Genomic DNA, 25,771 nt, shown 5'->3' with positions numbered 1-25,771 from the left:
TGCACCAGTCCCGACTCGGCATCCACCGCGATATGCGCCTTCATGCCGAAATGCCATTGGTTGCCCTTCTTGGTCTGGTGCATCTCGGGGTCACGCTCGCCCGTACTGTTCTTGGTCGAACTGGGCGCCGCGATGATCGTGGCGTCCACGATGGAGCCGCGCTTCAGGAGCAGCCCCTTCCTGGCCAGGTGGGCGTTGACCTGCTTGAAGATGTCTTCGGCCAGATCGCTGGCTTCCAGCAGGTGGCGGAAGTTCAGGATGGTCGTCTCGTCGGGGATCGCCTCCAGACCGAGTCCGGCGAACGTGCGCAGCGAGGCGATCTCGTACAAGGCTTCTTCCATCGCCGGGTCGCTCAGGGCGAACCAGTTCTGCATCAGGTGCACGCGCAGCATGGCTTGCAGCGGGTAGGGACGACGGCCTCGGCCTGCCACTGGATAGTGGGGCTCGATGACTTTGAGCAGCGCCTTCCACGGCACCACCAGTTCCATTTCGGCAAGGAAGATTTCGCGCCTGGTCTTCTTCCTCTTGCCCGCTTGCTCCGCATCCGCAAAACTGATCTGGCTCATCGCTTGTGCTCCTTTGCAGGGTTCAGTCCTTCATGCAAGAAACGTGCTCTTGATCAGACCTTCCCTTGTCCTCGTCCTCGAGCTTCTTGTCGAAGTCCTTCTGTGACATCTCGAGCAGCTTGGCCACCTGCTTGAGCTTGGCGCGCACCTCGGGGTCGTCGCGTTCGATGTCTTCGGGAATGACCCATGCTGGGCGCCACCACGCTCGACGCGAGGATGAGCCCGTTGCGGTCGAGGATGTGGCCGCGGTTGGCCAAGCAGCGATTCGATGGAACTGCGATCTGCAGGCTAGACTGAGGCTGTCAGTTCGCGGCTGCGGTAGGAAAACTGTCGGCCCATACAATGGTTGTCTCAAGGGCCTCACACTCATGAATTGGTCCAACATTTGGCTGTTCCTCGTTCCTTTTGCTATCGCGGCGGCGCTGCCCGGGCCGGCGCAAGGAACGCTGGTGGCAACCGTACTCTCGCGCGGCAAAGCTTCGGCGTTTCCGTTCGTTGCGGGAATGGTTTTCGGGAACGCGGTATGGCTTGTAGCCGCAATCTTCGGGCTTGCCGCTGTTGCGCTGCGATACGAACTGTTATTCCTGCTAGTCAAGTGGGGAGGGGTGGCTTACCTTGTATTTGTTGCGTGGAAGCTGTGGACGAGTTCCCCTTCGGTGGGACAGCCCGACGAAGCGAAGCCAACCGGCTTCCTAGCCGGAGCAATGCTCACGTTGGGTAATCCCAAGGCAGCTGTGTTCTTTGGGGCCGTTCTTCCGCAAGCCTTTGACCTCACAGTACTGTCTCACCTGCACGCCCTAGTCATCATCGTGCTTGGAGTGCTCGTCGATTTTGCTGTGCAGTGCGCATACCTCAAGACAGCATCCAAGGCGCGACGTTTCATCTCCACGCCCCGACATCTCCGTGTAGTGAACCGAGGAGCAGCAGCGGTGATTGCCTGCTGTGCTGCATTAATTGCGCGGAGGGCTTAACAGCGTTCCGCTCCCCGAGCTGCGTTGGTGCCTCGCCAGTCGGATCTGCCGCGCTCCAGCGTTGACGCTAGGCCATCGCCTGGTTGACGACCGCGGGAGGCGCCAATGTACAAGGCAATGCAGGCAGGCGATGGCAACGGGATGGCACTTCTTCCGCAGGGCACGACCACGGTACATGCGCGACGCAACGCCGCGGAGCGCAAGTTTTTCGAGGCGCTCAAGCGGCACCTGCGGGCTCCGAGTCGACCGACGTGCGGCAGACACGGGCGTGCACGGCCGGCAGCGGCCGGTTTGCGCGGCACATGCTGCACTTCAAGCCGTTGATGCAGGCGCTCTCGCTGGACGAAGTGCTGGGCGAGATCGTGCTGATCAACTCACATGACGGGCGCAGCGCCTACCAGTTGCGCGCGGGTCTGTTCCAACCGGTCTGCACGAATCGCATGCTGCCGGCGCTGGGCGATGTGGGCTTCGTTTATGTGAGCCATCGGGGGAGCGTGATGCCCAACGTCGTCGATGCGACGCAGAAGATCACGCAGGACCTGCCGCAGGGGCAGCCGCTCGACTTCGCGCGTGAGGGATTAGCGTTGCGGTTCGCGGACCAGGACGCGGCGCCGTTGGCGCCCGTGCAGTTGCTCGAGCGCCGGCCGGCGAGAGAACCTCCGAGACGGGCGAGTTCATCGCACTGTCTTTCACGATGGCCACACACCGGAGCTGCCCAGCGCACCGGCCCCAACGCAGGTGACGCCAACGATCAGCTGAAACCTTGATGTTTCGTGAGCGTTTAATTCAACGTTCTTGCGAAACTATCAAGCGATGCATCTCCGAGGCGGGCAGCGGTCTTGAAAACAGGTAACCCTGCGCTTCGTCGAAGCCTTCGAGGCACACCAGCTCCAGCTGTTCTGGCGTCTCAACGCCCTCAACGGTCGTGGTGATTCCGAGGCTTTTTCCAATCCCCGCGACCGCTTTGACAATCGCCAGCGATTCTCTTCCGTGCGGCAGATCGGAGATAAAGCTTCGGTCTACCTTGATCTTGTCAAAAGGAAAACGTCGCAGATAGCCGAGCGAAGAATAGCCGGTCCCGAAATCGTCCATGGCGATTCGCACCCCCAACTGTCTCAGTTCTTGCAGCGTCTGCAAGTTCCTGTCGTCTTCATCCAGAAGCACCGACTCTGTGATCTCCAGTTGCAGGCGCGATGCGACCAGTCCCTCACTGGCGCAGGCTTCCTCGACGGTCCGCACTAGATGAGGGCTCTTGAATTGCACGGGTGACAGGTTCACGGCGACGCTGACGTCGCCAGGCCAGCTTGCCGCCTGCCGACAGGCTTCGTGGAGGACCCATTCGCCAATCGGCACGATAAGGCCCGTTTCCTCGGCAATGGGAATGAAGTCCGCAGGAGGAATCAAACCCTTGTGCGGATGCCTCCAGCGTACCAGTGCTTCACATGTACTGATTCGGCGCGAACGCAGGTTGACCAGCGTCTGGTAGTGCACCTCGAACTCGCCTCGAGCGAGCGCATCTTGAAGAGAGTGCTTCAACGCCAGGTGAGCTTGAAGCTGCGAGTCCATTCCTTCGAAGTACCGGAGATACGTTCCCTTGCCCATGGCTTTCGCTCGATTGAGAGCCACTTCCGACGCTTTGGTCAGTTGTTCCGCCGAGGTGCCGTCGTCCGGTCCTATCGAGATGCCGATGCTGCTCCCGATGCTGAGACTTGCCTGGGCTCCATCCAATTCGAAAGGTTGTGAGAGCACGGCAATAAGGCGCTGCGCCATCTCCGTCGCATCGCCACTTCGCCGCAGTCCGGGCAAGCACACCGCGAACACGTCACCTGCCCGCCGCGCAACAAAATCGGTCTCTCTGACACAGCTTCGCAATCGCTCTGCCGCTTGGCGCAGCACGCTGTCGCCGGCACGCACGCCGTAGGTGTCGTTGAATGTCTTGAAGGCGTCAAGGCCGACTGTCATCAGCGCCAGCGCAGCGTCCTTCCTTGCATGGCGTGTGCTTTCATCCATCACCTCTAAAAATGCGGTGCCGTTGGGCAGTCCTGTCAGCGCGTCGTGCCGGGCCATGTGGGACAGCTGCTTTTGCGCTTGGAGGCGCTCCTGCTCAGCTGCTCGGCGAGCCGAGGTGTCGCGAAAAAAGATGGAAAGGCCGTCCTGCGTGGGTGACGCATGCACTTCCAGCCACACTCCCAGGGTTGGAAGGTACTCCTCGAACGAAACCGACTTGCCGCTCTCGAGCGCGCGTTGGTAGTTCTTCGCATACGGGCCGCTGGCCTCGGCTGGGTAAAGCTCCCAGAGCCCGCAACCGATCGCCTCTTGACCAAGCGCCAAGAACTTGCGGGCATTTTCGTTGAGGAAAGTGATGCGCCATGCGCGGTCGACTACCAAGACGCAGTCCATCGTGGCTTCGAGCGCCGCCGACAAGCGTTGTGCTGCATCCTCGGCTTGGCTGCGGGCTGCCTGTGCATCATCGTGCGCAGCTTTTGCCTGGGTCATGTCACGCCAGATGGTCACCATGCCTGTGGGGGCGCCGTCTGCGCTGAAAACCGGTGCCGCGATGACGTCCATGTGCCGAGGATTGCCCCGAGCGTCCGTCATGCCCGCTTCAAACCGTGATGAGCGCCCCCGTCTGACCTGTTCAAGCGATGCGAGCACTTTCGGCATCACGCCTTCGGCGAAGACCTTGCGCCATGAATGGTTCTCCAGCGAGTCTGAGGGGCTCAGGCCCATGAGTTCCCGTCCGGCCTTGTTCATGAGAAGTGGGTCGCCTTCCAGATCCAAAAGCCGGATGCAGTCGGGGCTGCTGTCGAAGATGCTTCTGACAGAGGCTTCGCTCTCTCGCAACGCCAGCTCGGCCGTCCGCCGGTCCGTGATGTCGACGACCGAACCTGCATAGCCGAGCAACTCGCCGCTGCGTGAGAGCCGCGGTGCGCCGGTGTCGATGACCCAGGCCCAACTGCCGTCCCCGCGCCGCAACCTGTACTCCAGCCTGACGAGAGCATTTCTTTCAATGTCGTCTGCGAACCTGGTCATGACAGTTCCAAGGTCCTCCGGATGCACCGATCGGCTCCAACCGGACCCCAGGGCATCGGTCTCGCTTTGACCGGTCAACTCGAGCCAACGTCGGCTGTGATAGGTCGCTTGTCCGTTCGCGTCGGTAAGCCACATCATCACCGGAACGCTGTCGGCGATTCCTCTGAACAGCGCCTCGCTCTCGCGCAATGCGTCAATCGCAAGCCTTTGCTGATGCACATCTTCGAGAACCCCGTACCACCGCACCACATGGCCTTCTGCGTCGCGACGAGGTGCGGCACGGTTGCGAAACCACCGATACTTTCCGTGGGAAGGGCTTGATATTCTGCACTCGACGTCCAGCGGCGTGCCGTGGCAGATCGAGGCCGTCCACCGAGTCCGTACTTCTTCCAGATCCTCTGGATGCACAGATTGTTCCCACCCGCGGCCGAGGGCTTTCTGGGCCGGCAGGCCCGAGACTTGTCGCCAGCCGGGCCCTATCTCTATCACGGCGCCACTTGCATCGGCCGTCCACGGGGTTTGTGGATGCAGTTCAACAAACGACCGATAGTGCTCTTTGCTTGCCCGCAGGATTGCTTCAGCGTTTCGAAGTTCGGAAACGTCGGCAATGAGAACCAGAACCAGCTTGCCGGAACCCAGCTCTGGCACGCTAATGCACTGCTTCTTCGTTCTCAGGCTTCGAATCCGGCCATTTAGCAGCACGGTGGTTTCTTCGCAGACGTGACTGTGCGCGGTACTGAGCACCTCAAGATCTGTTTTCCTGGATCGGTCGGCCTGCTCCCGATCAAGAAAGTCGTAAACCGTTTTTCCTCTCAAATGGTCACTTGAGGTGTCGAGCAAGGCGCTCGCCGCGAGGTTCCCATACAGGAAACGCGATGCCTCGTCCTTGATGATGACCGCTTGGTCAACAGCATCGAGCACGGACATTAAGCAGGGAAATCCGTGTGCATTTTCGTCACGTTGGGTCTCGAAACCGCCCATGTTGAATTCCTAATGATTTAGCCATTACCTTTTCTGATTTGCAACGATAAATGCGTCCAAGCATCTGAGCAATAAGCGTGGGTCCGATTTCTCCTCGGAGAGACACGATCAGGCCGACGGCCATGGGGTCAAACGCGTGAAACCGACGGCAGTTGTTGGCCGCCACGGCGCGCGGAAAACGCGAGTCGACGGGACAACGCCACCGAAAGGTCTCCATGTTCGTCAAGCATGGCGAAGAACCCGGGCTCGCGGCCACTCAGGGGAACGGCTGATCAAGTCCACAAATGCTCGCTCTGAACGTTGACCAATCATGTTGAATTTCGGATGCCGAGTACGCGGGCAAGAGGAAGAAGACACGTCGGGAAGTCTTCCTTGCCGAGATGGAGCCGGTGGAGTCTTGGAAGGCGTTGCTCAAGGTCATCGAGCCGCACTGCCCGACGGCGGGCCGCAGGCGCCGGCCGCATCCGCTCGAACCTACGCTGGCCGAAGCCCATCCGCACATCCACGCGCTGAACACCGCCTTCGGGGAAAAGCGTTAGCCCCACAGGCTAAGCGTACCGCCATCGCCACCAGGATCATGCAATGCGATCTGAGCGAGCGACGGCATGCAGGCTTGTGGGGCTCTCATGCGACAGTCGGCGCAATCCACCCGGGATCGATGCCATAACCCAAAAGCTCAGCAGGAAGATCGTCGAGATCGCGCACGTGCGCCGACGCTTTGGCTATCGGCGCATCCATGACATGCTCCGCCCGCACTTCCCCGACGTGGACCACAAGAAGGTTTGCAGGCTCTACAGCGCGGCCATCCTGGCCGTGCGCAGGCGCAATACCGGGCGGCGTATCAAGTGCCTCACGGTGGCCGACGAATTCAGCCACGAGTGCGTGAGGCTCCCCACTGGCTGTGCGCACGGACAACGCCCGGAGTTCACCAGCAGGGCGTTCATGGGATGAGCCCAGACATACGGTATTCGCCACATCCCCTGATCGAGCCCGGGCGACCCATGCAGAACGGCTACATCGAGTGCTTCAACGGCAAGTTCAAAGGCGAGTGCCTGAACGAACAATGGTTCGAGACGCTGCAACATGCCAGGTCGGCCATCGCCGGCTGGCGACAACACTACAACGAGGTCAGGCCGCACAAAAGTTGCAACCGCCTGCCGCCAACCAAGTTCGCCGAGCTGCATCGCCAGCGCGCTGGCGATGCAGCTCGACCCAGTTCAAACACCACCGAGATCAACTAAATTTGCAACCCCCCGGACTTACTCGTTATGAATGGCACGGCAAGAGGGGCAGGTCAACGTACCGATAGGTTCGCAGAATGCGGCCGACCAGTATCGGCGGTGGGTTCAACAGGTCGACTTAACACAAAACCACTGCTGAGGCAGAAGGAGTGTTGCAGATGAAGTTTCGGACGCGAGCTGATCGATGCGGGGGTGTACGTCAGCCAAGCGCTCGCGCGTCGAAAGCCATACGATCCCGGCGGTGCGACCCCGTCTCCGGTGGCTGTCGTCGGTAGGCGGGAGCCAGGGGACAGCAGCGAAAAGCGGTTGAAGGGAGTCGAAAGGTAACGCGTGGGGGCTGCTGTTTGTGGGTCATTGCGAGCCAGACTCTCCCGGCTTCGACGCAGGCACCTATATTCGACACCACACACAACCCGGGCCTGCAAGAAACGGGCCCCTTCGACCCATTGCCATGACGCTGGCCCGCCTCCCGTTCAACATGCTCGACGGCCTGCACAAGGCCGGTATCAATCTGGACGAGGTGGCGGCGCCGGCGGGTCTCGAAACCGACGGCCTGAGAAAGTCGCTCACCAGCGCGCAGGCCGACCGCGTCTTCGTTTTGATCTACGAGAAAGCCGGCAACCCCGCAGCGGGGCTGGCTGTGGGCCTGCAGCCGATGCGCTCGGAATTGTTCGGTGTGGTGGGATTCGCCGGCATGCTTAGCTCTGACTTCGGTGCAGCCTTGGCGCGCATCGCCCGCTACAACGCGCTGGTGTCGGCTTGCCAGATGGACCTGCATGCAGGCGCCGACGAGTGCGAGGCACGCATTCGTTACGATGGACCTCTGCGCCCGTACAGCCGGTCGTGCCTGGACATGCAGATGGGCACGCTCTTAACGTTCGGGCGCACCTTTACCGAGCGCGCGATCTTGCCGGTGCGCGTGACGTTGAAAGAGCGGCCGTTGTATCACGCGCTGTACGCCGGCGCCTCAGAGCAACCTGCATCGGCACGATCTCTGCGTGGCCGACATCGCGCGCGGCACAGGCCTGTCGCGCGCACAACTCTGCCGCCTCTTCTCATCGCAGGACATGAGCGTGCACGCCACCTTGCGCGAGATGCGCCTGCTCAAGAGCCTGAGCTACCTGCATCAGCCGAAGAGCGGTCAGTTGAGCATCGGCGCCATTGCCTACGCCTGCGGCTTCTCCGACCAAGCCGTGTTCAGCAAGCTAGGAGTACGGAGGGGGTGATACGTTGGCGGTAGTTGTCAGGGCCATGCTCCGCGATCGATGGGTCACGTTGTGGCGCTTGCGCTGATCAGGCCGCAGTGGCGACACCAAGATCTTTAGTGAGCTTGCGATAGCTCGGCCAGGTACGCTGGATGAACTGGCGCAGCGAGGCGCCGGTTAGTGGCGGCTCGTCTTCTGCCAGAAGATCGTTCACCGACTTGACGCGGGCCGACTCGGTGAAAGATTGCTGCACCAACGCGGCGATGCGCTCAATCACGACCGGCGGTGTGCGCGCCGGAGCGAAAAGCACGTTGCTCTCAACCAGATTTTCGAAGGCCGGACCCGTGTAGCCGCACTCGGTCCAGGTCGGCACATCGGGCATGCGCGAAGAGCGCTTGCGCGAGAACACGACGATGGGGCGCACGTTGCCCTTTTGGATCCCGCCGCCCATGCCTGCAAGCGAACCCGCGCCGATGTCGACCTGTCCCGCGAAGAGGTCCATGACCATCGCGCCGGTGCCCTTGTAGTTGATGATGTTGAATTGCGCGCCGGTCTCTTTCGACAGCTGCGCAAGCATCAGCTGCCAGCCCGAACCGATCGCATAGTTGCCGACGTTGACCGGTTTCTTTTTGGCGTACTCGACAAGTTCCTTTATCGAGCGCACCGGGAAGTCCTTGTGCACGACGCCGGTGACGGGGCCGACGCCGAGCGACGCGATCGGCAGCAGATCCTTGTCGGGATCGATGGGCAACTTTCGGATCATCACCGGCGCCTGGGCGAGCTGGCTGTTGAGCGCAATCAGCAAGGTGTAGCCGTCGGGATTGGCGCGTGCCACGGCCTCGGCCGCGATCATGCTAACGCCGCCGGGTTTGTTGTCGACCACCACGGGCACGCCGAGCTTTTGCGTGAAGTAATCCGACAACGCCCTTGCGCTCGAATCGTTCGATGAGCCGGGCGCCTGTGCAGCGACGATCTTGATGGGGTTGGCGGGCCATGGCCCGTCGGCGGCATGCACGCTCCGCAGGCTCAGCGCAAGTGCCGATCCGCACAGCAAGGTGCGGCGTTGCAACAGACCGGGCAAGGCGGCACCGGGCGATGTGAGGCGATCTGGCATATGGATTTGTCTCCTTGGGCCGCGATGTTCCGTCGCAGGCAGCGCAGCACGGTACATGCTTACCCCTTCTTGTTCGGCGAAGGGGCAGACAAGTCACCTGTTCACGAGGCTTCGCGGGCACTTGTCCGGATGGGTTGCGGACAATTCGGGGTTAGCCCGCAGTGGCGCGAAGGATGCGGCGCGCACACTTGTCCGGACAGGTCCTCACGCCCATGCATACCCTTTCCAGCTCTTCCGCCACCGACACCAAGCGAGGCCGCGTGGCCTTCGCCCTCGAAAGCGAAATCCGCCGCGGCCAATGGGCCATCGGCACGCGGCTGCCGTCCGAAGCCAAGCTCATGGAACGCTTCGGCGTGGGCCGCCAGACGGTGCGCGATGCGCTGTCCGAACTCAAGGCACGCAGCCTCGTCGACAGCCACCAGGGCGTGGGATCGGTGGTGCTGCGCCGCTCCCCGCAACCGGAGTATTCCCAGTCGCTGGACAGCATCGAGGAGCTGCTTTGCTACGCGCGCAACACCAAGGTCGAGATCGTCGAATCGACCGAAGTCGTGCTCGGCGATGCGCAGGCCGCGCTCATCGGCGCCGCACCGGGCTCACGCTGGATTCATGCGCAGACCACGCGCACGGCGGCCAGCCAGAAGGTGCCTATGGGCATCAGCTCGGTGTGGGTGCCGGCGGCGAACCGGGCGGCGGTGCAGGCCTCTGGACGCAGCGGGCTGCCGGTGTTTCTCGAGATCCAGAAGGCGCGCGGCCTGCTCATCGAACGCGTGGAGCAGGTCCTCGGCGCGAGCATGTCGACGAAGGGCCAGGCCAGGCTGCTGCAGTGCCCGCCCGGCGAGCCTTTGTTGCGCCTGCAGCGCTGGTACTTCGCGGCGCACGACACGCTGATCGAGATGTCCGACACGCTGCATCCCAACACCCGCTTCCAGTACGCCATGACCCTGCGCCGCAGCGCCGGGGCCCTGAAGAAAACCGCGACACGCACCGAATGAAACCACTCACCGGGGAACGGGTCATCGACCTCACCCAGAACGTCGCAGGCCCCTATTGCACGCAGGTACTTGCGGACCTTGGCGCTGAAGTCATCAAGATCGAGCGGCCGCAAGGCGGCGACGACACGCGCCAGTGGGCGCCACAGATGGGCGCCGGCATGTCGCCCACCTACGCCACATTGAACCGCGGCAAGCGCAGTCTGGTGCTGGACCTCGACCATGCCGAGGGTCAGGGACTGTTGCGCCGCCTGCTGCGCCCCACCGATGTGCTGATCCACTCGCTCAAGCCCGGCAGCGCGGAGCAGCGCGGGTTTGGCTACGACGACCTCGCCGCGGACCGGCCGGGGCTCATCTATTGCGCGCTGAGCGCCTTCGGCACGCTGGGCCCGCTGGCACCGTTGCCGGGGTACGACCCGCTCATCCAGGCCTACGCCGGCATCATGTCGGTCACTGGGCACGAGGGTGCAGAGCCGGCGCGCGTGGGCGTGTCGCTGGTCGACATGGGCACGGGGCTGTGGTCGGCGCTGGGCATCGTCGCGGCCATCGCGCAGCGAAAGGACACGGGCAGGGGCGTGCGCGTCGATACCTCGCTGCTCGAGACGGGGGTGGCCTGGATGACCAATCCCATCGCCAACTACAGCGTCAGCGGCAAGCTGCCGCGCCGCCTGGGCTCGGCCACGGCCATGCTTGCGCCCTACGAAGTGCTCGATACCGCCGACTCGCGCGTGTTCGTCGGCTGCGGCAACGACCGGTTGTTCGCCAAGCTGGCGCATGCGCTCGAGCAGCCGGGCCTCGCCGCCGATGCGCGCTTTGCCACCAACGCAAATCGCGTGGAACACCGCGTCGCACTGAAGGCCGCGCTGGTGGCCGTGACGCGCACGCTGCCCAGCATCGACGTGGTGAACCGCCTGCGCGGCTGCGGCGTGCCGGTCAGCGCCGTGCACGACCTCGAGCAGGTGCTCGGCGATGCGCAGGTGAAGGCGCTGGGCCTGCACCGCACCTTGCATGTGACCAATGAAGAGGGTCTCACCGTCGAGGCCTGTGCGGTGGGCCTTCCGATCCGCTTCAACGGCGAGCGCGAGTTCGCCCCTGAGCTCAGCTTCAGGAGCGGGCAGGACAGCCGCGCGCTGCTGCGGCAGCTGGCGGTGTCCGATGCCGACATCGATCGTCTCGCGGCGCAAGGCGTCGTCAATCTCTAGGACCTCCTTCGAGCACACGACATGGACTTTTCCTATTCCGACACCCAGCGCGAGATCCGCTCCGCCGTCACCGAACTGTCGCTGCGCTTCGGCGACGCCTACTGGCGCGACTGCGATGCCAAGGAAGCGTACCCCGACGACTTCGTCGCCGCCGTCACCGAGGCCGGCTGGCTGGCCGCGCTGATTCCCGAGCAATACGGCGGCTCGGGCCTGCAGCTCATGGACGCCTGCGTGATACTCGAAGCGATCAACGCGGCAGGCGGCAACGCGGCCGCCTGCCACGCGCAGATGTACACCATGGCCAGCGTGCTGCAGTACGGCAGCGACGCGCAGAAGGATGCGGTGCTGCCGCGCATCGCGCGCGGCGACCTTCGCCTGCAGGCCTTCGGCGTGACCGAGCCCGACGCCGGATCGAACACGCTGCGCATCAAGACCTTTGCACGCAAGGTGAACGGCGGCTACGTCATCAACGGCCAGAAGATTTGGACCTCGCGCTACCGTCAGTCCGACATGTACCTGCTTCTGGCGCGCACCACGCCCTATGAAGACGTCAAGCGCAAGACCGACGGCCTGAGCCTGTTTCTGGTCGACATCGCCCGGGCCGGCAAGTCGCTGCAGCCGCGCACCATCGACACCATGCTCAACCACCATACCAACGAGGTGTTCATCGAGAACCTCGAGGTGGAGGACACCTGGCGCATCGGCGAGGAGGGCGAGGGCTTCAAGTACCTGCTCAGTTCGCTGAATGCCGAACGCCTGCTCGTGGCCAGCGAATGCATCGGCAACGGCAGCTGGTTCACCGGGCGTGCGAGCCGCTATGCGACCGAGCGCGTGGTATTCGACAAGCCCATCGGCGCGAACCAGGGCGTGGCCTTTCCGATCGCGCAGGCGCACATGGCGCTGAAAGCGTCGGAGCTCATGCGCAACCAGGCTGCGACCCGGTTCGATGCGGGCGTGCCCTGCGGGGACGAAGCCAACATGGCCAAGTACCTCTGCAGCGAGGCCGCATGGCAGGCCGCCGAGGCCTGCATGACGACCTACGGCGGCTACGGCTTCGCCTGCGAGTACGACATCGAGCGTAAATGGAAGGAGACGCGGTTGTTTCGCACCGCGCCGCTGTCCAACAACCTGGTGACCGCGTTCGTGGCGCAGCACACCCTCGCGATGCCGCGCTCCTACTGAACTGAATCCAGTCTTGATGAAGGAACCCGGCATGACCGACATCGCACGACACCCCACGCCTGACTTCATTGCCGCATGGGTCACCTGCGCTCGCCGCGCACGCGCGCCGCTTTCCGACGAAGCGATGCGACAGGCACGCCGCAGCTGGTTCGACACCATTGCCACCGCGCTGGGCGGTATGCACGAGCGGTGCACGCACGCCGCCGTGGAGGCCAGCGGCGGTGCCGATCCGGCGCTGGTGCTCGGCACGGCCGCGCATGCGCTCGACTACGACGACGTGTGCATGCTCGCCACCTGCCACCCCAGCGCCCCCGTGGTGTCGGCGTTGCTGGCGGTGCTGCCGCAGGCTGATGCGCGCCTTGCATTCGCCGACGTGCTCGGTGCCTACCTCCTCGGCGTCGAGACCGCGCTGCGGCTGGGCCAATGGATCGGCTTCCGGCATTACGCGCTGGGCTTTCATGCGACCGACACGCTGGGCGTGGTCGGTGCCGCCGCCGCGTGCGCGCAGCTGCTCGAACTGCCCGACGACGTGGCGCGCCGTGCGATGGCCATCGCCGCAAGCAGCGCCGGTGGCCTGCGCGCCAACTTCGGTACCGACACCAAGCCGCTGCATTGCGGTCTTGCGGCGTCGGCCGCCGTGCGGGCGGTGCTGCTGGCGCGCGCGGGCGCCACGGCAAGCGACGAGGTATGGGGCGCGCGCGGGTTCGCCTATGCCTTCAGCGGCGGCGAACAACCGCAACGGCTGGCATGGACCGGCTCGCAACCGTGGGCGATCGAGCAGCCGGGCTTCGAGCACAAGCGCTTTCCGAGCTGCTATCTCACGCACCGCATGATCGCGGGCGTGCTGAAGCTGCGGCAGGGCGCGCCTGCGTTGCCGATGCCCGACCGCGTCGAGATCGGATTGCCCGCGCACGGCCTGGCCGCGCTGATCCACCCGAGACCTGTCACGGGTCTCGAAGGAAAGTTCAGCGCCGAGTACTGTTGCGCCGCCGCCTGGCACGACGGCGCGGTCACGCTGCGCAGCTTCAGCGATGCTGCACCGCTGCGGGTCGAGGTGCAGGCATTGATGGCGCGCGTGGTCACGACCGAGCGCGAGGCGGCCGGGGAGAAGCTCGACACCGCACCGGTGCACGTGCGCGTGCTGCACGCGTCGGGCGACAGCAGCGCCGTCACCGTCGACTGGGCGCCGGGTTCGATGGCCGACCCGATGTCGCGTGCCGATCTGCTCGCCAAATGGGACGACTGCGCGGCGCATGCAGGCCACCCGGCTGGTGACAACAGGGCCGCGCTGGCATTGCTTGACGCCCCGGCCGGCACGCGTGCATCCGATGTGCTCGGGCCGCTGCGCGCGTTGCTCTTGGGCTGAACTCTTTCAGCGCCCGTTGAACGCGGGCGGACGTTTTTCGTTGAAGGCCTTGACGCCTTCGATGCGATCCTCGGTGCCGACCAGCTGGTTGTAAGCCTCGACTTCGAAGCGGAATGCCGTGCGCAGTTCCATCTGCCCGCCGTAGCGCACCGATTTCTTGACCTGCCGCACCGACAGCGGTGCGTTGCCGGCGATGGTGGCGGCCGTGGCCAAGGCGGCCTGCAGCACCTCATCGGGTTCGCAGATGCGATTGACCAGTCCCCAGTCGTACGCATCGTTCGCCGAGAAGGGCGCGCCCGTCATGAGGATCTCCTTGGCACGCCGCTCGCCGACCGCGCGCGGCAGGTTCTGCGTGCCGCCGCCGCCCGGCATGATGCCGATGCGCACCTCCGTCAACGCAAGCTTCGCCGCGCTGCTGGCGTACAGGAAATCGCAACACAACGCGATCTCCAGGCCGCCCGCATAGGCATGGCCGTTGAGCGCGGCAATGACGGGGACAGGAAGATCGGCCAGCGTCCAGAACGCGCGCTCGAACAGCTCATGCTGCTTGCGCCACTGCGCGTTGCTCATGCCGTTGCGTTCGCGAAGATCACCGCCCGCGCAGAAGATGCGGTCGCCTGCACCGGTGACCACCACGCAGCGCGTGCTGCCTGCGTCTTCGGTGAGCGTGTTCCACAGATGCAGCAGGTCGTGGCCCATCTGCGTGCTGATGGCGTTGCCCACCTCGGGGCGATTCAGCGTCACCAGAAGCACGTGCTCGCCGATCGCTTCGGTCTTGAGGGTCTCGTAGGTCATGTGTATGGGGCAAGTCGGAAGTGCGGACGATCTTCGCACCGCACCCTGGTGCGCGCCAGCCTGCATGTGCTCTCTCGGACCGGACAGGCGCCTCAGCTCAGGCTGCCCTCGTGATCGCGCCACACGGCAGGCTCCAAATGCAGTGTCTTGTCCGCAGGATAGTCGGCCAGCCAATGGCGTGCGCATTCGTCGCTCGTCGCGTTCCACACGCCCGGCCGGCTCGCGACATGCGCCAGGAAGCGCTCCAAGCCCGGCATGCGGTCGGACCACGCCACGTGCTGCGGATGCAGCGTCATCTCGAAGTGTCTGCCGCGCGCGTACTGGGCATCGAACTCCCAGCGCAGGTTGCGCATCAGCACGTCGGGGTTCTCCAGACCCGATCCCCGGCGCGGGTAGAGCATGAAGTACTGGTCGTTGAAGTGGTAGTAACTTGGCAGCGTGAGCAGTACGCGTCGGCGCGCGAAGTCCGATACCCAATAGTGCGGAATGTCGTCGGCCAGCCCGTTGCCGAAATACCGGTAGCCGGCGTCGATAAGCATGTCGATGAGCGGCGAACTTGCGGTTCCCACCGCAAAGGCGTCGTTCACCCTCGGCATGCCGAACCAGCCGGTCGGCCGCTTTCCCGTCACTTCGCTGACCATGTCGGTGGCCCATGAGATCCGCCGGCCTTTTTCCTCGCGCGAGAGCTGCGTCATGTCCTCGTGCTTGAGTCCGTTGACGGCGATCTCGTGCCCGGCGTCGTGCAATGCGCGCACGCGCTGCGGATAGGTCGCCGCCATCATCGCGGGCACCGCGAACGTGGCGCGCAGCGCATGTTTTGCCAGCAAGGCCAGTACGACGTCAAGGCCTTCGCCCATCGTGAACACGGCTTCCGGGCTGCGCAGGTTCTTGGGCGTCAGGCCTTCGGGCGCATCGGCCAGGCCCAGGTCGACCACGATGCGCATGCAGCATCGCTGGCCGTCGGGCCAATGCACCTCGTCGTCGGGCAGGCCGACTTCGTCACTGATTGTGTAACCTTGCTTCCAGGGCATCGAGTTCTTTCGTGGATCAGGTGCGCAGCTTGCGCGGGGGGAATCGATCGAGGCAGTAGCGCGCAACGGTCTCGCAGGTTGGGAACCAAACGCCGTCGAGCTTCTTGATGCGCAGAATGAGTTCGTCCAGCATCGCAATGCGCATGGCGCGCCCGGACACGTAGGGGTGCAGGCAGATGTTCAGGTAGCCACCGCGTTCGTACTGGCACATGAACGCGTCCCACCACAGCTCCAGCACGCGCTCAGGGTCCGACAGGTGTTGTGCCTCGGGTGCGCTGCCGATCCAGCCGAACGTGAAGAACTGCGCGTCGTCGATGGCGAAGTGAAACGGCAGTTCGACCAGTGCGTGGCCACCGTCGGCATCGCCGGTGTAGTAGGGCATGAGGCTGGCCGAACCGTGGCTGTTGTAGACATGGCCGGCTTGGCGCAGCAGGGCATTGGGGTAGAAGCTCCGCGTGCCCCGGGGGCGATGCCCCGTGAAGCGGGACAGCGCTTCGGCCGTCTTCTCGATGTGATCGACCTGGAAGCGATGCGCTACCGGCGTCTGGTGTTCCCACATGTGGTCGGCCAGTTCGTGTCCGCTGGCCACCATGGCGCGCAGGCTCGCGGGATAGAGCTCGCAGATGCGGCCCGGCACGAAGAATGTTGCTTTCACGTCGTGCTTGTCGAAAAGTTTCACCAGCCGTAGCGCGCCCACGCGGCCGCCGAACTCCCCCTTTGCGAGCTGCAGCGCAGGCTCCTCGAAGACGCGCCGCAAAAGCATGGCGTCGTAGTCGCAGGTGAAGTTGACGGCGACGCGCACGCCTTCGGGCCAGCGAAAATCCGCAATGAACTCGTGGCGTGCCGATTCGATGCTCGCGGCCTCTTGCAAGGCCAGCAGTTCGGCCTGCATGGATGCCGGCGTCGAGTCCGGCTGTTCGTCGCGCCGGTCCTTGCGTCTCGTGGAAGTGAAGTCGACTGTCATGGGGTTCTTTCGTGATCAGGCCATGCTTGCAGGCAGCAGGTTGTCGGTCATCCATTGGGCATGGTCGGCGACGCGGTAGTCGTTGTGCGGTTGCCCGATCACCTGTACGCCGACCGGCAGCCCGTCCACTCTCATCAGCGGCAACGCGACCACGGGAGCCAGCAACAGCGAAGTCGGCAGGTTGAATACGGGGTTGCCGGTGGCCACGTAGATCGGCGCACCCGCTTCGGGTCGGCGCGCATCGAGCGCGGGCGCCGGCCCCGGCGACGTGGGACTGATCAGCGCGTCGGCCAGCGGGGCCAGGCGCGCAAAGCACTCCTGGGCGGTGCGGCGCTGCGCCAGCGCCCAGCGATAGTCATCGAGCGTGAATGCGCGGGCTTTTTCGAGCGATGACAACGTGCTGGCCGCCAGCATGGCTTGACCACGCGCCAAGTTTTCGTTGTACCAGCGGCTCTCGTAGCCTAGGATCACCCCGGTGAACTCGCTCGCCTCTTCCAGGCTCTCCTCGAAGGCGTCGATGTAGGGATGATCGCCCCGGCGCTGCACGCTCACGCCGAACGAGCGCAACTGCTCAACGATGTCGTCGAATGCGCGCTGCGTCCGGTCGTCAGTGACCTTCCAGCCGCTGCATTCCATCACGATGAGCCGGTTGGGTCGCGTGCCGGTAGGCGGCGTCGCGGGACCGAAAAGGCCGGGGTGCCCTGGGTCGCCGCCAACCCGCCGCGCGATCTCGTGCATGACGCTCCACATGTCGCGCAGGCTGCCCGCATGCACGCCCAGGCAGGCCTGGCTGGAATGCAGGCGCTCGCCACGGTTGAGCGCGCCGAAAGTCGGCTTTGCGGCGAAGTTTGCGCAGTAGCCCGCGGGCCGGATGATCGATCCGCCGACCTGCGTGCCGATGGCCGCCGGCAGCATGCCAGCGCCGATGGCTGCCGCCGACCCGCTCGACGATCCACCCGGGCTGCGCGTCGGGTCGAAGGGGTTGCGCGTTCTGCTGGGCTCCCCGCCGCCGAGTTCGGTTGTCACCAGTTTCCCAAGCAGAACGGCACCCGCCGCGCGCAAGGCCTGGGCACTGGCGGAGTCCACACCCGACGGTGCAACCTGGTTGCCCTGGATTCCTTCGCCTGTGGGCAGATCGCGGGTCTGGATCAGGTCTTTGATGCCGATCGGCATGCCATCGATGGGCGACAGCGGCCTGCCTGCCTTGTAGCGCAGCGTCGAGGCCTGCGCTTCTGCACGGGCGGCATCCACGCGCATGGCTTGCCATGCCTGCACCCAAGGCTCCTTTTCTTCGATGGTGGCAAGGCAACGCTCCAGGTAGTCCGTCGGCGAGTCCCTGCCGTCGAGAAATGCAGGCACGGCGTCGTGGAAGGTCAGATGTCTGAATGAAGCGGGATCGTAGGGCTGCACAGTGGCGCCTCCTGGGTTTAAAAAAAGGGGGAAGCGACCGGCTCAGTGGCCTAGAAACGCGCGCTGCACAAAGGCGTTGTCCAGAAGGTCGCGTCCCGTGCCTTCGAGGACCGTGACGCCCTTTTCCAGCACGTAGCCGCGATGGGAGATGCGCAGCGCCTGCTTGAGGTTCTGCTCGACCAGCAGCACGCCGAGCCCGCGCAGATGCAGCCGGTGGATCAGTGCGAACATCTCCTGCACGGCGGAGGGCATCAGGCCCAGCGACGGCTCGTCCAGGATCAGCAAGCGCGGCTGCGCCATCAGGCCGCGCGCGATGGCCAGCATCTGCTGCTCGCCGCCGCTCATCAGTCCGGCGAGCTGGTTCCTGCGCTCGGCCAGGCGGGGAAAGGTGACCCACATCTCGTCCAGGAGTTCTCCGATGCGAGCCTTGTCCGATTGGGTGGACGCACCCATGCGCAGGTTGTCGAGCACCGTCATCTGGGGAAAGACCAGGCGCCCCTCGGGCACCAGCGTCACGCCCCGCCGGACCACCGCATGGCTGGCCATGCCGCTCAAGGCATGCGAGCCGAAGCGGATCGCGCCCTTCTGCGCTTTCAACACGCCGGCGATCATCTTGACGGTGGTCGTCTTGCCCGCGCCATTGGCACCCAGCAGCGCCACGATCTCGCCGGGGCCGACATGCAGCGACACGTCGCGCACGGCCAGGGAGCCATCGTAAGCATAAGCCAAGCCCGCGACCTCGAGCACGCCTTCGGCCTGCGATTTGAACGGCGCATTCATGCCTGCTCCTCCATATCGCTGCCCAGGTAGGCTTCGATCACCCGGGGGTCGCACGCGATCTGGGCGGGCGTTCCTTCCGCGATCTTTCGCCCGGCCTCCAGCACCACGATGTGGTCCGAGATCTCCATCACAGAGGGCATGTCGTGCTCGACCAGCAGCACCGCGACGCCATCGGCGCGAACCACGCGCAGGACGTCGATGAGCTCTGCCGTCTCCGTCGGATTCAGGCCCGCGCAGGGCTCGTCCGCCAGCAGCAGGCTGGCGCGCGTGGCGATGGCGCGGCCGATCTCCAGCCGCCGCAACTGCCCGACGGTCAGTTCGCCGGCGCGTCGGCGCGCGATGGGTTCGAGCCCGCTCAGGCGCAGCGCGCGCTGCGTGACCTGTTCGACATCGCGTGCGCCGGTGCGCCCGAAAAGCGCACCCACGCGAACGTTTTCAATCACCGAAAGCTCACGGAACGGTCGCGCGATCTGGAATGCACGCGCCACGCCAAGGCCTGCGATGCGGTGGGTAGGCATGCGGTCGATGCGCCGGCCCTTGAATCGCACTTCGCCGCCGTCGGGTGGGAAGTAGCCGGTGAGCAGGTTGAACAAGGTCGACTTGCCCGCGCCGTTCGGGCCGATGATGCTCGTGATGCTTTCCGCTGCGACGTCGAAGTGCACGTCGTCCGTGGCCAGCAACCCGCGAAAGCGCTTCACCAGCCCGCGCACAGCAAGGATGGGCACCGCGTTCACGAGGGGCTCCCCTTGCGCAGCCGGCGGCGCAACAGTCCCAGCAGGCCGTCGGGCGCCAGCAGTACGATCGAGACCAGTACCAGGCCGGTGACGAACAGCTGCACGTCCGGGTAGGCGCTGAGAAAAACGTACACGAGCAAGGTGAGAAGCACCGCGCCCACGGCAGGCCCGAGCAGCGTTCCGATGCCTCCGAGCATCGCGAAGACCACGATGTTGAGGCTCAGTTCGTCGCGGTACAGCGAAGCTGCCGTGACGAAGCCCAACGAGTGCGCGTAGGCCATCCCGAGCAAGCCGGTGAGCACGGCACTCAGCACGAACACATAGGCTTTGTAGCGCTCCGTCGGCACCCCCAGCATGCGCGCCGTGTCCTCGTCCTCGCGAATGCTCAGGAGGCCATGCCCGAAGCGGCTTCGGCGCACGCGCCACGAGAGGAAAAGTATGAGCGCAACGCCGGCGATGAAGATCTCGTAGAAGAACAGGTTCGTGTCCATGCCCGCAGGCACGATCGACGCGAACATCAACCCGGCCGCACCGCCGAGCGCGTCGATGTTCGTCGTCAGCTCGGACGCCACATGCGACAGGCCGAGCATGGCAATCGCGAAGTACGAGCCGCGCAAGCGAAGGACTGGGTAGGCGAGCAAGGCCGCGCTGAACGCGCACCACGCAACGGCGGCGCCAGCGCCTATCGCGAGGCGAGCCGACGGTGCGGCGTCGGGAAAGCGCGCCTCCGCGAGTCCGGCGGCAAAGCCGCCCATGCCCACGAACGCCGCATGTCCGAAACTGCGGTACCCCGCCAGCCCGCCCATCAGATTCCAGGCGAGCGCCAGCCCCGCGAAGAAGAACATCAGCTGGCCGATGCGCAGCGAGAACGGGGACATCATGGAGCCGCAGCCCGCCGCCAGCAGCAGCACGACGGCCCAGCCCAGCGGCGCGAACCGCGACAGCCTCGATACCGAGGCCGCGGCGCTATCGGGAAGCTTTGAATGAATGACCGAGGATGCCATGGGGTCGCAGCACCAGCGTGCCGACAAGAATGAGGAACATGACGGCGTTGGCATACGCGGGGCCGACGAACTGTCCGGCCATCGTGTAGATCACACCAAGAAGAAGGCCGCCGACCAGCGCACCCATGGGCCCCGCGACACCGCCGAGCGTCACGACCATGAACGCGTTGAGCGTCCATGTCGCATCGGAGGAAGGCGTGAATGGCAGGATCAGCCCGATCACCACGCCGGCCGCGCCGGCGAATGCCGAAGCGATCGCGAATGCCAGCGCATAGACGTGCGGCACGTCGACGCCGCACAGCTGCGCGGCCAGCCCTTGCTGGGCGGTCGCGCGGATCCGTCGCCCGGACGTTGTCCGCTGCAGGAGAGCCGAGAGACAGCACAGCAGCACCAGGCTCACCGCCAAGGCACCGAGCCGCACGAGGTCCAAGCGCAGTTCGCCGATCCGCGCCGAGGCGAACGACCAGGCCGGTGTGAGCGCCCTCACGTCCGGCGAATAGATCCAGGTCAACACGTTCTGGGCCATCATGGCCACTCCGATCGTCAACAGCATCGAGCCCATGCCCGTGGCGTCGAGCACACGCTGCACGAGTTGGCGCTGGCAGGCGTAGCCAAGGCCGCCCGTCACGATCATCACGAGCGGCAGTACCACCAGCGGGTCGACCTGCAACGCGTCTGACAGCGTGAGCGCCAGGTACGCGCCCACGATGGTCAGCATTCCGTGGCTCAGGTTCAGGACGTGAAGGACGCCGAACACCAGCGAGAAGCCGGCGGCCGACAGTGCGAACACGCCCCCGAGCATCAGTCCGTCGACCAGCGTTTGAAGGAAAGTCAGCATCGGGCGCCCGCGTTCACGCGGCCTTGCTCTGCCACTCGGGCAATGGATGGATCACCGGTGCGACGCGAACGCTTTCCGGGAAGACCAGCGCGATGCGCCCGGCCTGCACCTGGCCTACCTTCAGGCTTTGGGGATCGCCATCGCCGTCCGGCGTGAAGCGAATCCGGCCGTAGAGTGTTTCGAAGTCGGCGGCCGCAAGCGCCTTGCGGATGGACGGCACGTCGGTCGCCGACCGCGCCTGCTGCATCGCCAGCACATAGGTCACCACGCAGGCCGCGGCCGCTGCGCTGTGGTAGCTGACCGGCCGGTTGATCTTTGCGCGATACCAGTCGGCATAGCCCTTGGCGTCGCCGAAGAAGCGGTCCTTGAATGGCGCGTCCTCGACCCACGGGACGGCGACCGCAAGACCGTTGGCGTACTTCCCCATCACCTTGCGGAAGTTCTCCGCCTGCGGGCCGAGACTATGGAAGATCATCTTCACGTTGGTGCCCGTGGCCACCATCTGCCGTGTCAGAAGCAAGGCCTCGTTGTCGTGCAGCGTGGTGACCAGGGCGTCGGGCATCCTGCCTCGCATGGCGGTGAGCACGCTGGAGAAGTCGTTCGGCTTTTCGGGCAGGACGAACCTGTCGAGAACGCGAAACCCCTGCTGCTCGCACGACGCGATGGCGCCGGACATCTGGGACTTGCCGTAGCCATCGTTCGTCGAGACGAAGGAAACTGTCGCCGGCTTGGGGGTCAGGCTCGCGAAGAATCGCGCCATGGTGTCGAACTGTCGCGTCGAGCGCGGGAACAAGCCGAAGATGTTCTTGAAGCCTTGCGTGAAGATCTGGTCCGCCGCGCCGCCCGCCTGCACCATCAGTTTGCCGGCGCGCTCGACCTGTGCGGTGGTGGGCAGCAGGATGTTGCTGCCGAACGAGCCGAGGAACAGGCTCGTGTCGTTGTCCAATTCTTTCTGCACGAGGGACACAGCCCGCGCCGGATCGCTGGCGTCGTCGCTCAACCGGAGCTTGATCCGGTACTTTTCGCCCCCGATCTCGACGCCGCCGAGTTTCTCGTTGAGGAAAGACGTCGCGGCGACATAGCCGCTTTGCACGTTGAGACCGGTCTCTGCCGCCGGGCCCGTCAGCGGAAGTGAGCCCGCCAGCACCAGCTCCTTGCCCCCCTGAGCCCAGGCAGGCAAGGCCCCACCCAGGGCCGCCATGCCGGTGGCGCCGCCCACTATCAGTTCTCGTCTGCGCATGGAGTCACTCCAATCAATGGATCGATCAATCAAAAAGAGTCAATGGACGATCGCAGGGCCGGTCCTGCGATCGGATGCATGGCGCATCCCGTGTCGCGAAATGGCTTTCAGGTCTGCCCGATGACGGCCCCCGGGCGGCCGCCGAACGCCATCGCCACCAGGACCACCAGTTCGCCGGGCAGCGGCGCATCAGGCACGTGCGCCTCGATGGAATCCAATGCTGCAAAGTCCCATTCGTCGTCCGCCTTGTGCAGCGGCATGTCGATGCGTGCGCCCGGCTCGCCACGCTTGACGGTCGAAGGAATGATGGCTTTGCCCTGTCCGATCAAGGCCCGCATCGGCGTGCCCATGCGCGGATGCAAGACGGCGGCGGCATGTTCTGTGGACCCCGATGCGCCGACGATGGCGGCCTTTCCGTATGCCAATGCGGTTCCCTCTTGCCAGCTGAGTGCGGCAAGCAACTGTGCGGTCAGGCGTGCGCCCAGTTCGGTGCCGCAGTCGACGGCGAGGGCCAGGTTGCCGTCGGCCAGGCACGGATTGGCGATCACCGCCGCCGCGAATCCGCGGCGCACTTGCGCACCGAGCGCCTTGCCGCCTTCGCTGTGAACGGTCTCGACATAGAGTGCGATCTTTCGCATCTTCATTTGTCGCTCCGCCTCAGTTCGGAACGATATTGGCATCGCGAACGACCTTTTCCAGATGGCGGTGCTCGTCCAGATAGAAGCGGGAGAATGCCGTCACGCTCGCCTCTCGCGCGGTCAGGCCCAGGGCCTTCAGCCGTGTCTGCATTTCCGGTTTGCGCATGGCCGAGCGCAAAATGGCATTGATCTGCTCCACGATGGGCGCAGGCACGTTGGCAGGCGCAAAGAGGCCGAACCAGAGTTCGGTCTCCAGTTGCGGGTAGCCCAACTCGGAGACTGTCGGCGAATCTGGAAGCTGGGCGATGCGCTGCCGCGACATGACGGCGTAGGGAACGACACGCCCCGCCGTCACCTGGCCGATCACGTTGGCCGTTGCAGGCTGCACCAGAAAGTCGACCTCGCCGCCGGCGAGTGCCTGGGTCGCTTCCACGGCACCGCGATAGGGCACGTGCAGCAGCTTGACGCCAGCTTCGTGGCTGAACATCTCCGCATACAGCTGGAGGATGGATGCGATGCCGTTCGAGGCATAGGTGAATTTGCCCGGCGACTTCTTCATCGCCTCCACGACCTTGGGCAGTGACTGTTCACCGATGCGAGAAGAGCCGAGCATCAGGAGCGGCATGGACGCCAGGCTGCCGACGGGCTGGAGCCCGGCCACCGTGTCGATCGAAACGTTCCGGTTGAGCAGCGGCAGCGTCAGCAGGTCGGTCGATCCCATCAGCAGCGTATGCCCGTCGGCCTTCGACCGCATGGCGTACTGCGTGCCGAGCAGCGCGCCGGCGCCGGCCCGGTTTTCGACGACAACGGGCTGTCCCCACGCCTGTGAGAATTCCGGCGCGATCAGCCGGGCGAGGATGTCGGTCAGGCCGCCTGGGGTAGCGGGTACCACGATGGTGACGGTCCGCTCCGGAAAAGCGTGAGCCGGCATCGCCGAGGCGAAGCAGGCGGCGAAGAGCCAATGAGCCAGCTGCCAGGGCGATCGTTTGAGCATGGGTTCCGCTTTCAGGTTGTGGGATGAAAGGGATGCTAGGTAATCGGACCGCGAAAAGAAATGTCAAAGCTGCGGTATCAGAAATGCGAATAATGAAACTCACAAATCAACGCCCCAGAAAGCGGCGAAAGGCGGCATATGGCAAGAAACTTGCCTTCCACGGACATGGACTTCAAGCAGATCCGCTATTTCGTGCAGGTGGCCGAGCTCGGGAGCTTTGCCAAGGCGTCCGATGTGCTGGACGTTCCGCAGCCAACGCTGAGCAGGCAGGTGCGGATGCTCGAGTTGGCGCTGAAGTCCAGTCTGCTGCATCGCAATGGGCGCGGCGTAGAACTCACGGCTGCCGGCGCCCGCTTCCTGGAACATGCATACAGCGTGCTCGGTGCAGTGGATGCCGCGGTGAAAGCGCTTCAGGTGCAGGATCGTCGCTTCACCGGACACGTCGCCTGCGGATTGACCCCCAGCATCGGGCGCAAGCTCATCGCGGAATACGTGCGTCGTTTCAGGAGCGAGTTGCCTGACGCCACGCTCACCATTTCCAACCAGCTTTCGCTCGCGCTGACCGAACAGCTTCGCGCCTCGCGGCTCGACTTCATCGTTGCACACGACCCCATTTCTTCCGCCGGTCACGAGATCACGGTCTTGCGCAGCCAGGCGCTTTATCTGGTCGGCCCGCGCATGATCGGTCACGATCCCGGTACGGTGACCATGGCGGAAATTTGGGGCACGCCACTGTTGTTGCCATCGCGGTCCTATGCCGTGCGGCGTGCCGTGGAGCGGGAAGCCGCGCGATCAGGCATCACGTCGAACATCCGCACCGAGGTCGACGTGCTCGACGCAATCTTCGAGCTGTCGGCCGAAGGTTTCGGCCATACAGTGGCAACCCATCTTGCCGTTCTCGGCATCAACCATCGCACGGGGTTGTCGGTGCAGCGGATCGTCTCGCCGGAGATCCAGATCAATCTGGCACTGGCGACGTCGGTCGAGCGCAACCTTACGCCGCTCCAGTGGCGCGCGGCGGATCTGGCAAAGGAACTCTTCAGCCAACAGGCATCCCAGCCGTGAGCGTTCGTTGATTCAGCTCGTTGGCTGAACCCCTCCGTTCGAACGAACTTGTGTGCTTTTCCAGCGGATAAGTTCCCCAAAAAGGAAGCGCCACGAAAGAGCAACAAGGTATGGTCACCTGCTGCGGCACGCCGGTCTGCTCGGCGTCGACTGCGATGTGCGATGTGCGATGTGCTTTGCCCGTGCTCGTCAGCGCGGGATGGAAAAATCAACAAGGACAGCACCATGAGCAACTTCCCTTTGCGTGTGAAACTCTTCGACGTCGGCCCGCGCGACGGCCTGCAGAACGAAAAGCAGCCGGTCTCGGCCGAAGTGAAGATCGGTCTCGTGCACCGCCTGCAGGACGCGGGCCTGAACGAGATCGAGGTCACCAGCTTCGTGTCGCCCAAGTGGGTGCCGCAGATGGCCGACAACGCCGAGGTGATGCA

24 protein-coding genes and 4 pseudogenes are annotated in these 25,771 nt (G+C 64.4%); 12 read left to right on the top strand and 16 right to left on the bottom strand.

The features are described from left to right. On the bottom strand, window positions 1-566 hold a 566-nt coding region (locus tag BM004_RS39675; RefSeq protein WP_143120482.1), incomplete at its 3' end, for an IS5 family transposase. Between the two features lie 64 nt (window positions 567-630). After that, window positions 631-820, bottom strand: a pseudogene (locus BM004_RS39670) (penicillin-binding protein 2); the annotation flags it as partial. A gap of 114 nt (window positions 821-934) precedes the next feature. On the opposite strand from BM004_RS39670, the gene BM004_RS39665 reads away from it, so the two are divergent. Together BM004_RS39665 and BM004_RS39660 are read left to right on the top strand one after the other, a co-directional pair. Continuing rightward, window positions 935-1,537, top strand: a complete 603-nt coding sequence (locus BM004_RS39665) for a LysE family translocator (RefSeq protein ID WP_093222298.1) — start codon at window positions 935-937, stop codon at window positions 1,535-1,537. A gap of 251 nt (window positions 1,538-1,788) precedes the next feature. Further along, the gene (locus BM004_RS39660; protein ID WP_256220303.1) at window positions 1,789-2,304 is read left to right on the top strand and encodes a DUF932 domain-containing protein; all 516 of its coding nucleotides are present in this window, start codon (window positions 1,789-1,791) and stop codon (window positions 2,302-2,304) included. Window positions 2,305-2,323: 19 nt separating this feature from the next. Here the strand turns inward: BM004_RS39660 and BM004_RS39655 are convergent, their stop codons facing one another. Then, entirely contained in the window at window positions 2,324-5,551 is a 3,228-nt protein-coding gene (locus BM004_RS39655) for an EAL domain-containing protein (protein WP_218152785.1), read from the bottom strand. Between the two features lie 317 nt (window positions 5,552-5,868). Between BM004_RS39655 and BM004_RS42345 the strand changes: the two are divergent. Further along, window positions 5,869-6,033, top strand: a pseudogene (locus tag BM004_RS42345) (IS5/IS1182 family transposase); the annotation flags it as partial. A gap of 142 nt (window positions 6,034-6,175) precedes the next feature. Here BM004_RS42345 and BM004_RS41190 read toward each other — a convergent pair. Next, window positions 6,176-6,427, bottom strand: coding sequence for a hypothetical protein (locus tag BM004_RS41190; protein WP_143072680.1), 252 nt, complete (start codon window positions 6,425-6,427; stop codon window positions 6,176-6,178). Between the two features lie 71 nt (window positions 6,428-6,498). Here BM004_RS41190 and BM004_RS39645 point away from each other — a divergent pair, with 71 nt between their 5' ends. From BM004_RS39645 to BM004_RS42605, 3 genes and pseudogenes are all read left to right on the top strand, one after another. Further along, a complete protein-coding gene (locus BM004_RS39645; RefSeq protein WP_093222291.1) occupies window positions 6,499-6,792 on the top strand; it encodes an integrase core domain-containing protein in 294 nt (97 codons plus the stop codon). 451 nt (window positions 6,793-7,243) lie between these two features. Next, a pseudogene (locus tag BM004_RS42610) lies at window positions 7,244-7,738 on the top strand (AraC family transcriptional regulator ligand-binding domain-containing protein); the annotation flags it as partial. 121 nt (window positions 7,739-7,859) lie between these two features. Next, window positions 7,860-8,018 (top strand): hypothetical protein, encoded by a 159-nt coding sequence (locus BM004_RS42605; RefSeq protein WP_371271244.1) that lies wholly within the window; start codon window positions 7,860-7,862, stop codon window positions 8,016-8,018. Window positions 8,019-8,085: 67 nt separating this feature from the next. Here the strand turns inward: BM004_RS42605 and BM004_RS39630 are convergent, their stop codons facing one another. Then, window positions 8,086-9,111 (bottom strand): Bug family tripartite tricarboxylate transporter substrate binding protein, encoded by a 1,026-nt coding sequence (locus BM004_RS39630; protein WP_093222287.1) that lies wholly within the window; start codon window positions 9,109-9,111, stop codon window positions 8,086-8,088. A 212-nt stretch (window positions 9,112-9,323) separates the two neighbouring features. Between BM004_RS39630 and BM004_RS39625 the strand changes: the two genes are divergently transcribed. From BM004_RS39625 to BM004_RS39610, 4 genes are read left to right on the top strand one after another with little or no spacing between them, the layout of a single operon-like run. Next, on the top strand, window positions 9,324-10,103 hold the full coding sequence (locus BM004_RS39625; protein WP_093222285.1) for a GntR family transcriptional regulator: 780 nt from the start codon (window positions 9,324-9,326) through the stop codon (window positions 10,101-10,103). Further along, complete coding sequence (locus BM004_RS39620) at window positions 10,100-11,302, top strand: CaiB/BaiF CoA transferase family protein (RefSeq protein ID WP_093222282.1); 1,203 nt, start codon at window positions 10,100-10,102, stop codon at window positions 11,300-11,302. Before BM004_RS39625 ends, BM004_RS39620 begins: the two co-directional genes overlap by 4 nt. Before the next feature lie 21 nt (window positions 11,303-11,323). Continuing rightward, on the top strand, window positions 11,324-12,484 hold the full coding sequence (locus BM004_RS39615; protein WP_093222279.1) for an acyl-CoA dehydrogenase family protein: 1,161 nt from the start codon (window positions 11,324-11,326) through the stop codon (window positions 12,482-12,484). Window positions 12,485-12,515: 31 nt separating this feature from the next. Further along, the gene (locus BM004_RS39610) at window positions 12,516-13,850 is read left to right on the top strand and encodes an MmgE/PrpD family protein (RefSeq protein ID WP_177206786.1); all 1,335 of its coding nucleotides are present in this window, start codon (window positions 12,516-12,518) and stop codon (window positions 13,848-13,850) included. Between the two features lie 6 nt (window positions 13,851-13,856). Here the strand turns inward: BM004_RS39610 and BM004_RS39605 are convergent, their stop codons facing one another. From BM004_RS39605 to BM004_RS39555, 11 genes are all read right to left on the bottom strand, one after another. Next, window positions 13,857-14,645, bottom strand: coding sequence for an enoyl-CoA hydratase/isomerase family protein (locus BM004_RS39605; RefSeq protein ID WP_093222275.1), 789 nt, complete (start codon window positions 14,643-14,645; stop codon window positions 13,857-13,859). A 92-nt stretch (window positions 14,646-14,737) separates the two neighbouring features. After that, on the bottom strand, window positions 14,738-15,676 hold the full coding sequence (locus BM004_RS39600; RefSeq protein WP_093222272.1) for a polysaccharide deacetylase family protein: 939 nt from the start codon (window positions 15,674-15,676) through the stop codon (window positions 14,738-14,740). 16 nt (window positions 15,677-15,692) lie between these two features. Beyond that, window positions 15,693-16,640 (bottom strand): polysaccharide deacetylase family protein, encoded by a 948-nt coding sequence (locus tag BM004_RS39595; protein WP_093222269.1) that lies wholly within the window; start codon window positions 16,638-16,640, stop codon window positions 15,693-15,695. A 15-nt stretch (window positions 16,641-16,655) separates the two neighbouring features. Continuing rightward, window positions 16,656-18,050 (bottom strand): amidase, encoded by a 1,395-nt coding sequence (locus BM004_RS39590; RefSeq protein ID WP_093222268.1) that lies wholly within the window; start codon window positions 18,048-18,050, stop codon window positions 16,656-16,658. 42 nt (window positions 18,051-18,092) lie between these two features. Beyond that, entirely contained in the window at window positions 18,093-18,830 is a 738-nt protein-coding gene (locus BM004_RS39585; RefSeq protein ID WP_093222265.1) for an ABC transporter ATP-binding protein, read from the bottom strand. Beyond that, window positions 18,827-19,564 (bottom strand): ABC transporter ATP-binding protein, encoded by a 738-nt coding sequence (locus BM004_RS39580; RefSeq protein ID WP_218152784.1) that lies wholly within the window; start codon window positions 19,562-19,564, stop codon window positions 18,827-18,829. Before BM004_RS39580 ends, BM004_RS39585 begins: the two co-directional genes overlap by 4 nt. Further along, on the bottom strand, window positions 19,561-20,568 hold the full coding sequence (locus BM004_RS39575; protein WP_177206785.1) for a branched-chain amino acid ABC transporter permease: 1,008 nt from the start codon (window positions 20,566-20,568) through the stop codon (window positions 19,561-19,563). The genes BM004_RS39580 and BM004_RS39575 overlap by 4 nt, the downstream gene beginning before the upstream one ends. Beyond that, the gene (locus BM004_RS39570; protein WP_093222260.1) at window positions 20,531-21,406 is read right to left on the bottom strand and encodes a branched-chain amino acid ABC transporter permease; all 876 of its coding nucleotides are present in this window, start codon (window positions 21,404-21,406) and stop codon (window positions 20,531-20,533) included. The genes BM004_RS39575 and BM004_RS39570 overlap by 38 nt, the downstream gene beginning before the upstream one ends. Window positions 21,407-21,419: 13 nt before the next feature. Beyond that, the gene (locus BM004_RS39565) at window positions 21,420-22,646 is read right to left on the bottom strand and encodes an amino acid ABC transporter substrate-binding protein (RefSeq protein ID WP_093222258.1); all 1,227 of its coding nucleotides are present in this window, start codon (window positions 22,644-22,646) and stop codon (window positions 21,420-21,422) included. 107 nt (window positions 22,647-22,753) lie between these two features. After that, window positions 22,754-23,290: an amino acid synthesis family protein gene (locus BM004_RS39560; RefSeq protein WP_177206784.1), complete on the bottom strand. Its 537-nt coding sequence runs from the start codon at window positions 23,288-23,290 to the stop codon at window positions 22,754-22,756. 13 nt (window positions 23,291-23,303) lie between these two features. Beyond that, on the bottom strand, window positions 23,304-24,278 hold the full coding sequence (locus BM004_RS39555; protein WP_093222253.1) for a Bug family tripartite tricarboxylate transporter substrate binding protein: 975 nt from the start codon (window positions 24,276-24,278) through the stop codon (window positions 23,304-23,306). Between the two features lie 165 nt (window positions 24,279-24,443). On the opposite strand from BM004_RS39555, the gene BM004_RS39550 reads away from it, so the two are divergent. Both BM004_RS39550 and BM004_RS39545 read left to right on the top strand, forming a co-directional pair. After that, on the top strand, window positions 24,444-25,343 hold the full coding sequence (locus BM004_RS39550; protein WP_177206783.1) for a LysR family transcriptional regulator: 900 nt from the start codon (window positions 24,444-24,446) through the stop codon (window positions 25,341-25,343). A 225-nt stretch (window positions 25,344-25,568) separates the two neighbouring features. Next, window positions 25,569-25,771, top strand: a pseudogene (locus BM004_RS39545) (hydroxymethylglutaryl-CoA lyase); the annotation flags it as partial.

The organism is Variovorax sp. OK212 (genome assembly GCF_900112425.1).
Classification (GTDB): domain Bacteria; phylum Pseudomonadota; class Gammaproteobacteria; order Burkholderiales; family Burkholderiaceae_C; genus Variovorax.
Note: the sequence above shows the minus strand (reverse complement) of the source record. Positions and strands in the feature narration are given on the sequence as shown.

Coding starts and splice junctions, on each gene's coding strand:
- BM004_RS39645 (WP_093222291.1), top strand. CDS start 6,499: ATGAGCCCAGACATACGGTATTCGCCACATCCCCTGATCGAGCCCGGG.
- BM004_RS39620 (WP_093222282.1), top strand. CDS start 10,100: ATGAAACCACTCACCGGGGAACGGGTCATCGACCTCACCCAGAACGTC.
- BM004_RS39575 (WP_177206785.1), bottom strand. CDS start 20,568: ATGGCATCCTCGGTCATTCATTCAAAGCTTCCCGATAGCGCCGCGGCC.
- BM004_RS39665 (WP_093222298.1), top strand. CDS start 935: ATGAATTGGTCCAACATTTGGCTGTTCCTCGTTCCTTTTGCTATCGCG.
- BM004_RS39615 (WP_093222279.1), top strand. CDS start 11,324: ATGGACTTTTCCTATTCCGACACCCAGCGCGAGATCCGCTCCGCCGTC.
- BM004_RS39630 (WP_093222287.1), bottom strand. CDS start 9,111: ATGCCAGATCGCCTCACATCGCCCGGTGCCGCCTTGCCCGGTCTGTTG.
- BM004_RS39655 (WP_218152785.1), bottom strand. CDS start 5,551: ATGGGCGGTTTCGAGACCCAACGTGACGAAAATGCACACGGATTTCCC.
- BM004_RS39555 (WP_093222253.1), bottom strand. CDS start 24,278: ATGCTCAAACGATCGCCCTGGCAGCTGGCTCATTGGCTCTTCGCCGCC.
- BM004_RS39550 (WP_177206783.1), top strand. CDS start 24,444: ATGGACTTCAAGCAGATCCGCTATTTCGTGCAGGTGGCCGAGCTCGGG.
- BM004_RS39570 (WP_093222260.1), bottom strand. CDS start 21,406: ATGCTGACTTTCCTTCAAACGCTGGTCGACGGACTGATGCTCGGGGGC.
- BM004_RS39600 (WP_093222272.1), bottom strand. CDS start 15,676: ATGCCCTGGAAGCAAGGTTACACAATCAGTGACGAAGTCGGCCTGCCC.
- BM004_RS39595 (WP_093222269.1), bottom strand. CDS start 16,640: ATGACAGTCGACTTCACTTCCACGAGACGCAAGGACCGGCGCGACGAA.
- BM004_RS42605 (WP_371271244.1), top strand. CDS start 7,860: ATGAGCGTGCACGCCACCTTGCGCGAGATGCGCCTGCTCAAGAGCCTG.
- BM004_RS39605 (WP_093222275.1), bottom strand. CDS start 14,645: ATGACCTACGAGACCCTCAAGACCGAAGCGATCGGCGAGCACGTGCTT.
- BM004_RS39560 (WP_177206784.1), bottom strand. CDS start 23,290: ATGAAGATGCGAAAGATCGCACTCTATGTCGAGACCGTTCACAGCGAA.
- BM004_RS39625 (WP_093222285.1), top strand. CDS start 9,324: ATGCATACCCTTTCCAGCTCTTCCGCCACCGACACCAAGCGAGGCCGC.
- BM004_RS39610 (WP_177206786.1), top strand. CDS start 12,516: ATGACCGACATCGCACGACACCCCACGCCTGACTTCATTGCCGCATGG.
- BM004_RS39585 (WP_093222265.1), bottom strand. CDS start 18,830: ATGAATGCGCCGTTCAAATCGCAGGCCGAAGGCGTGCTCGAGGTCGCG.
- BM004_RS39565 (WP_093222258.1), bottom strand. CDS start 22,646: ATGCGCAGACGAGAACTGATAGTGGGCGGCGCCACCGGCATGGCGGCC.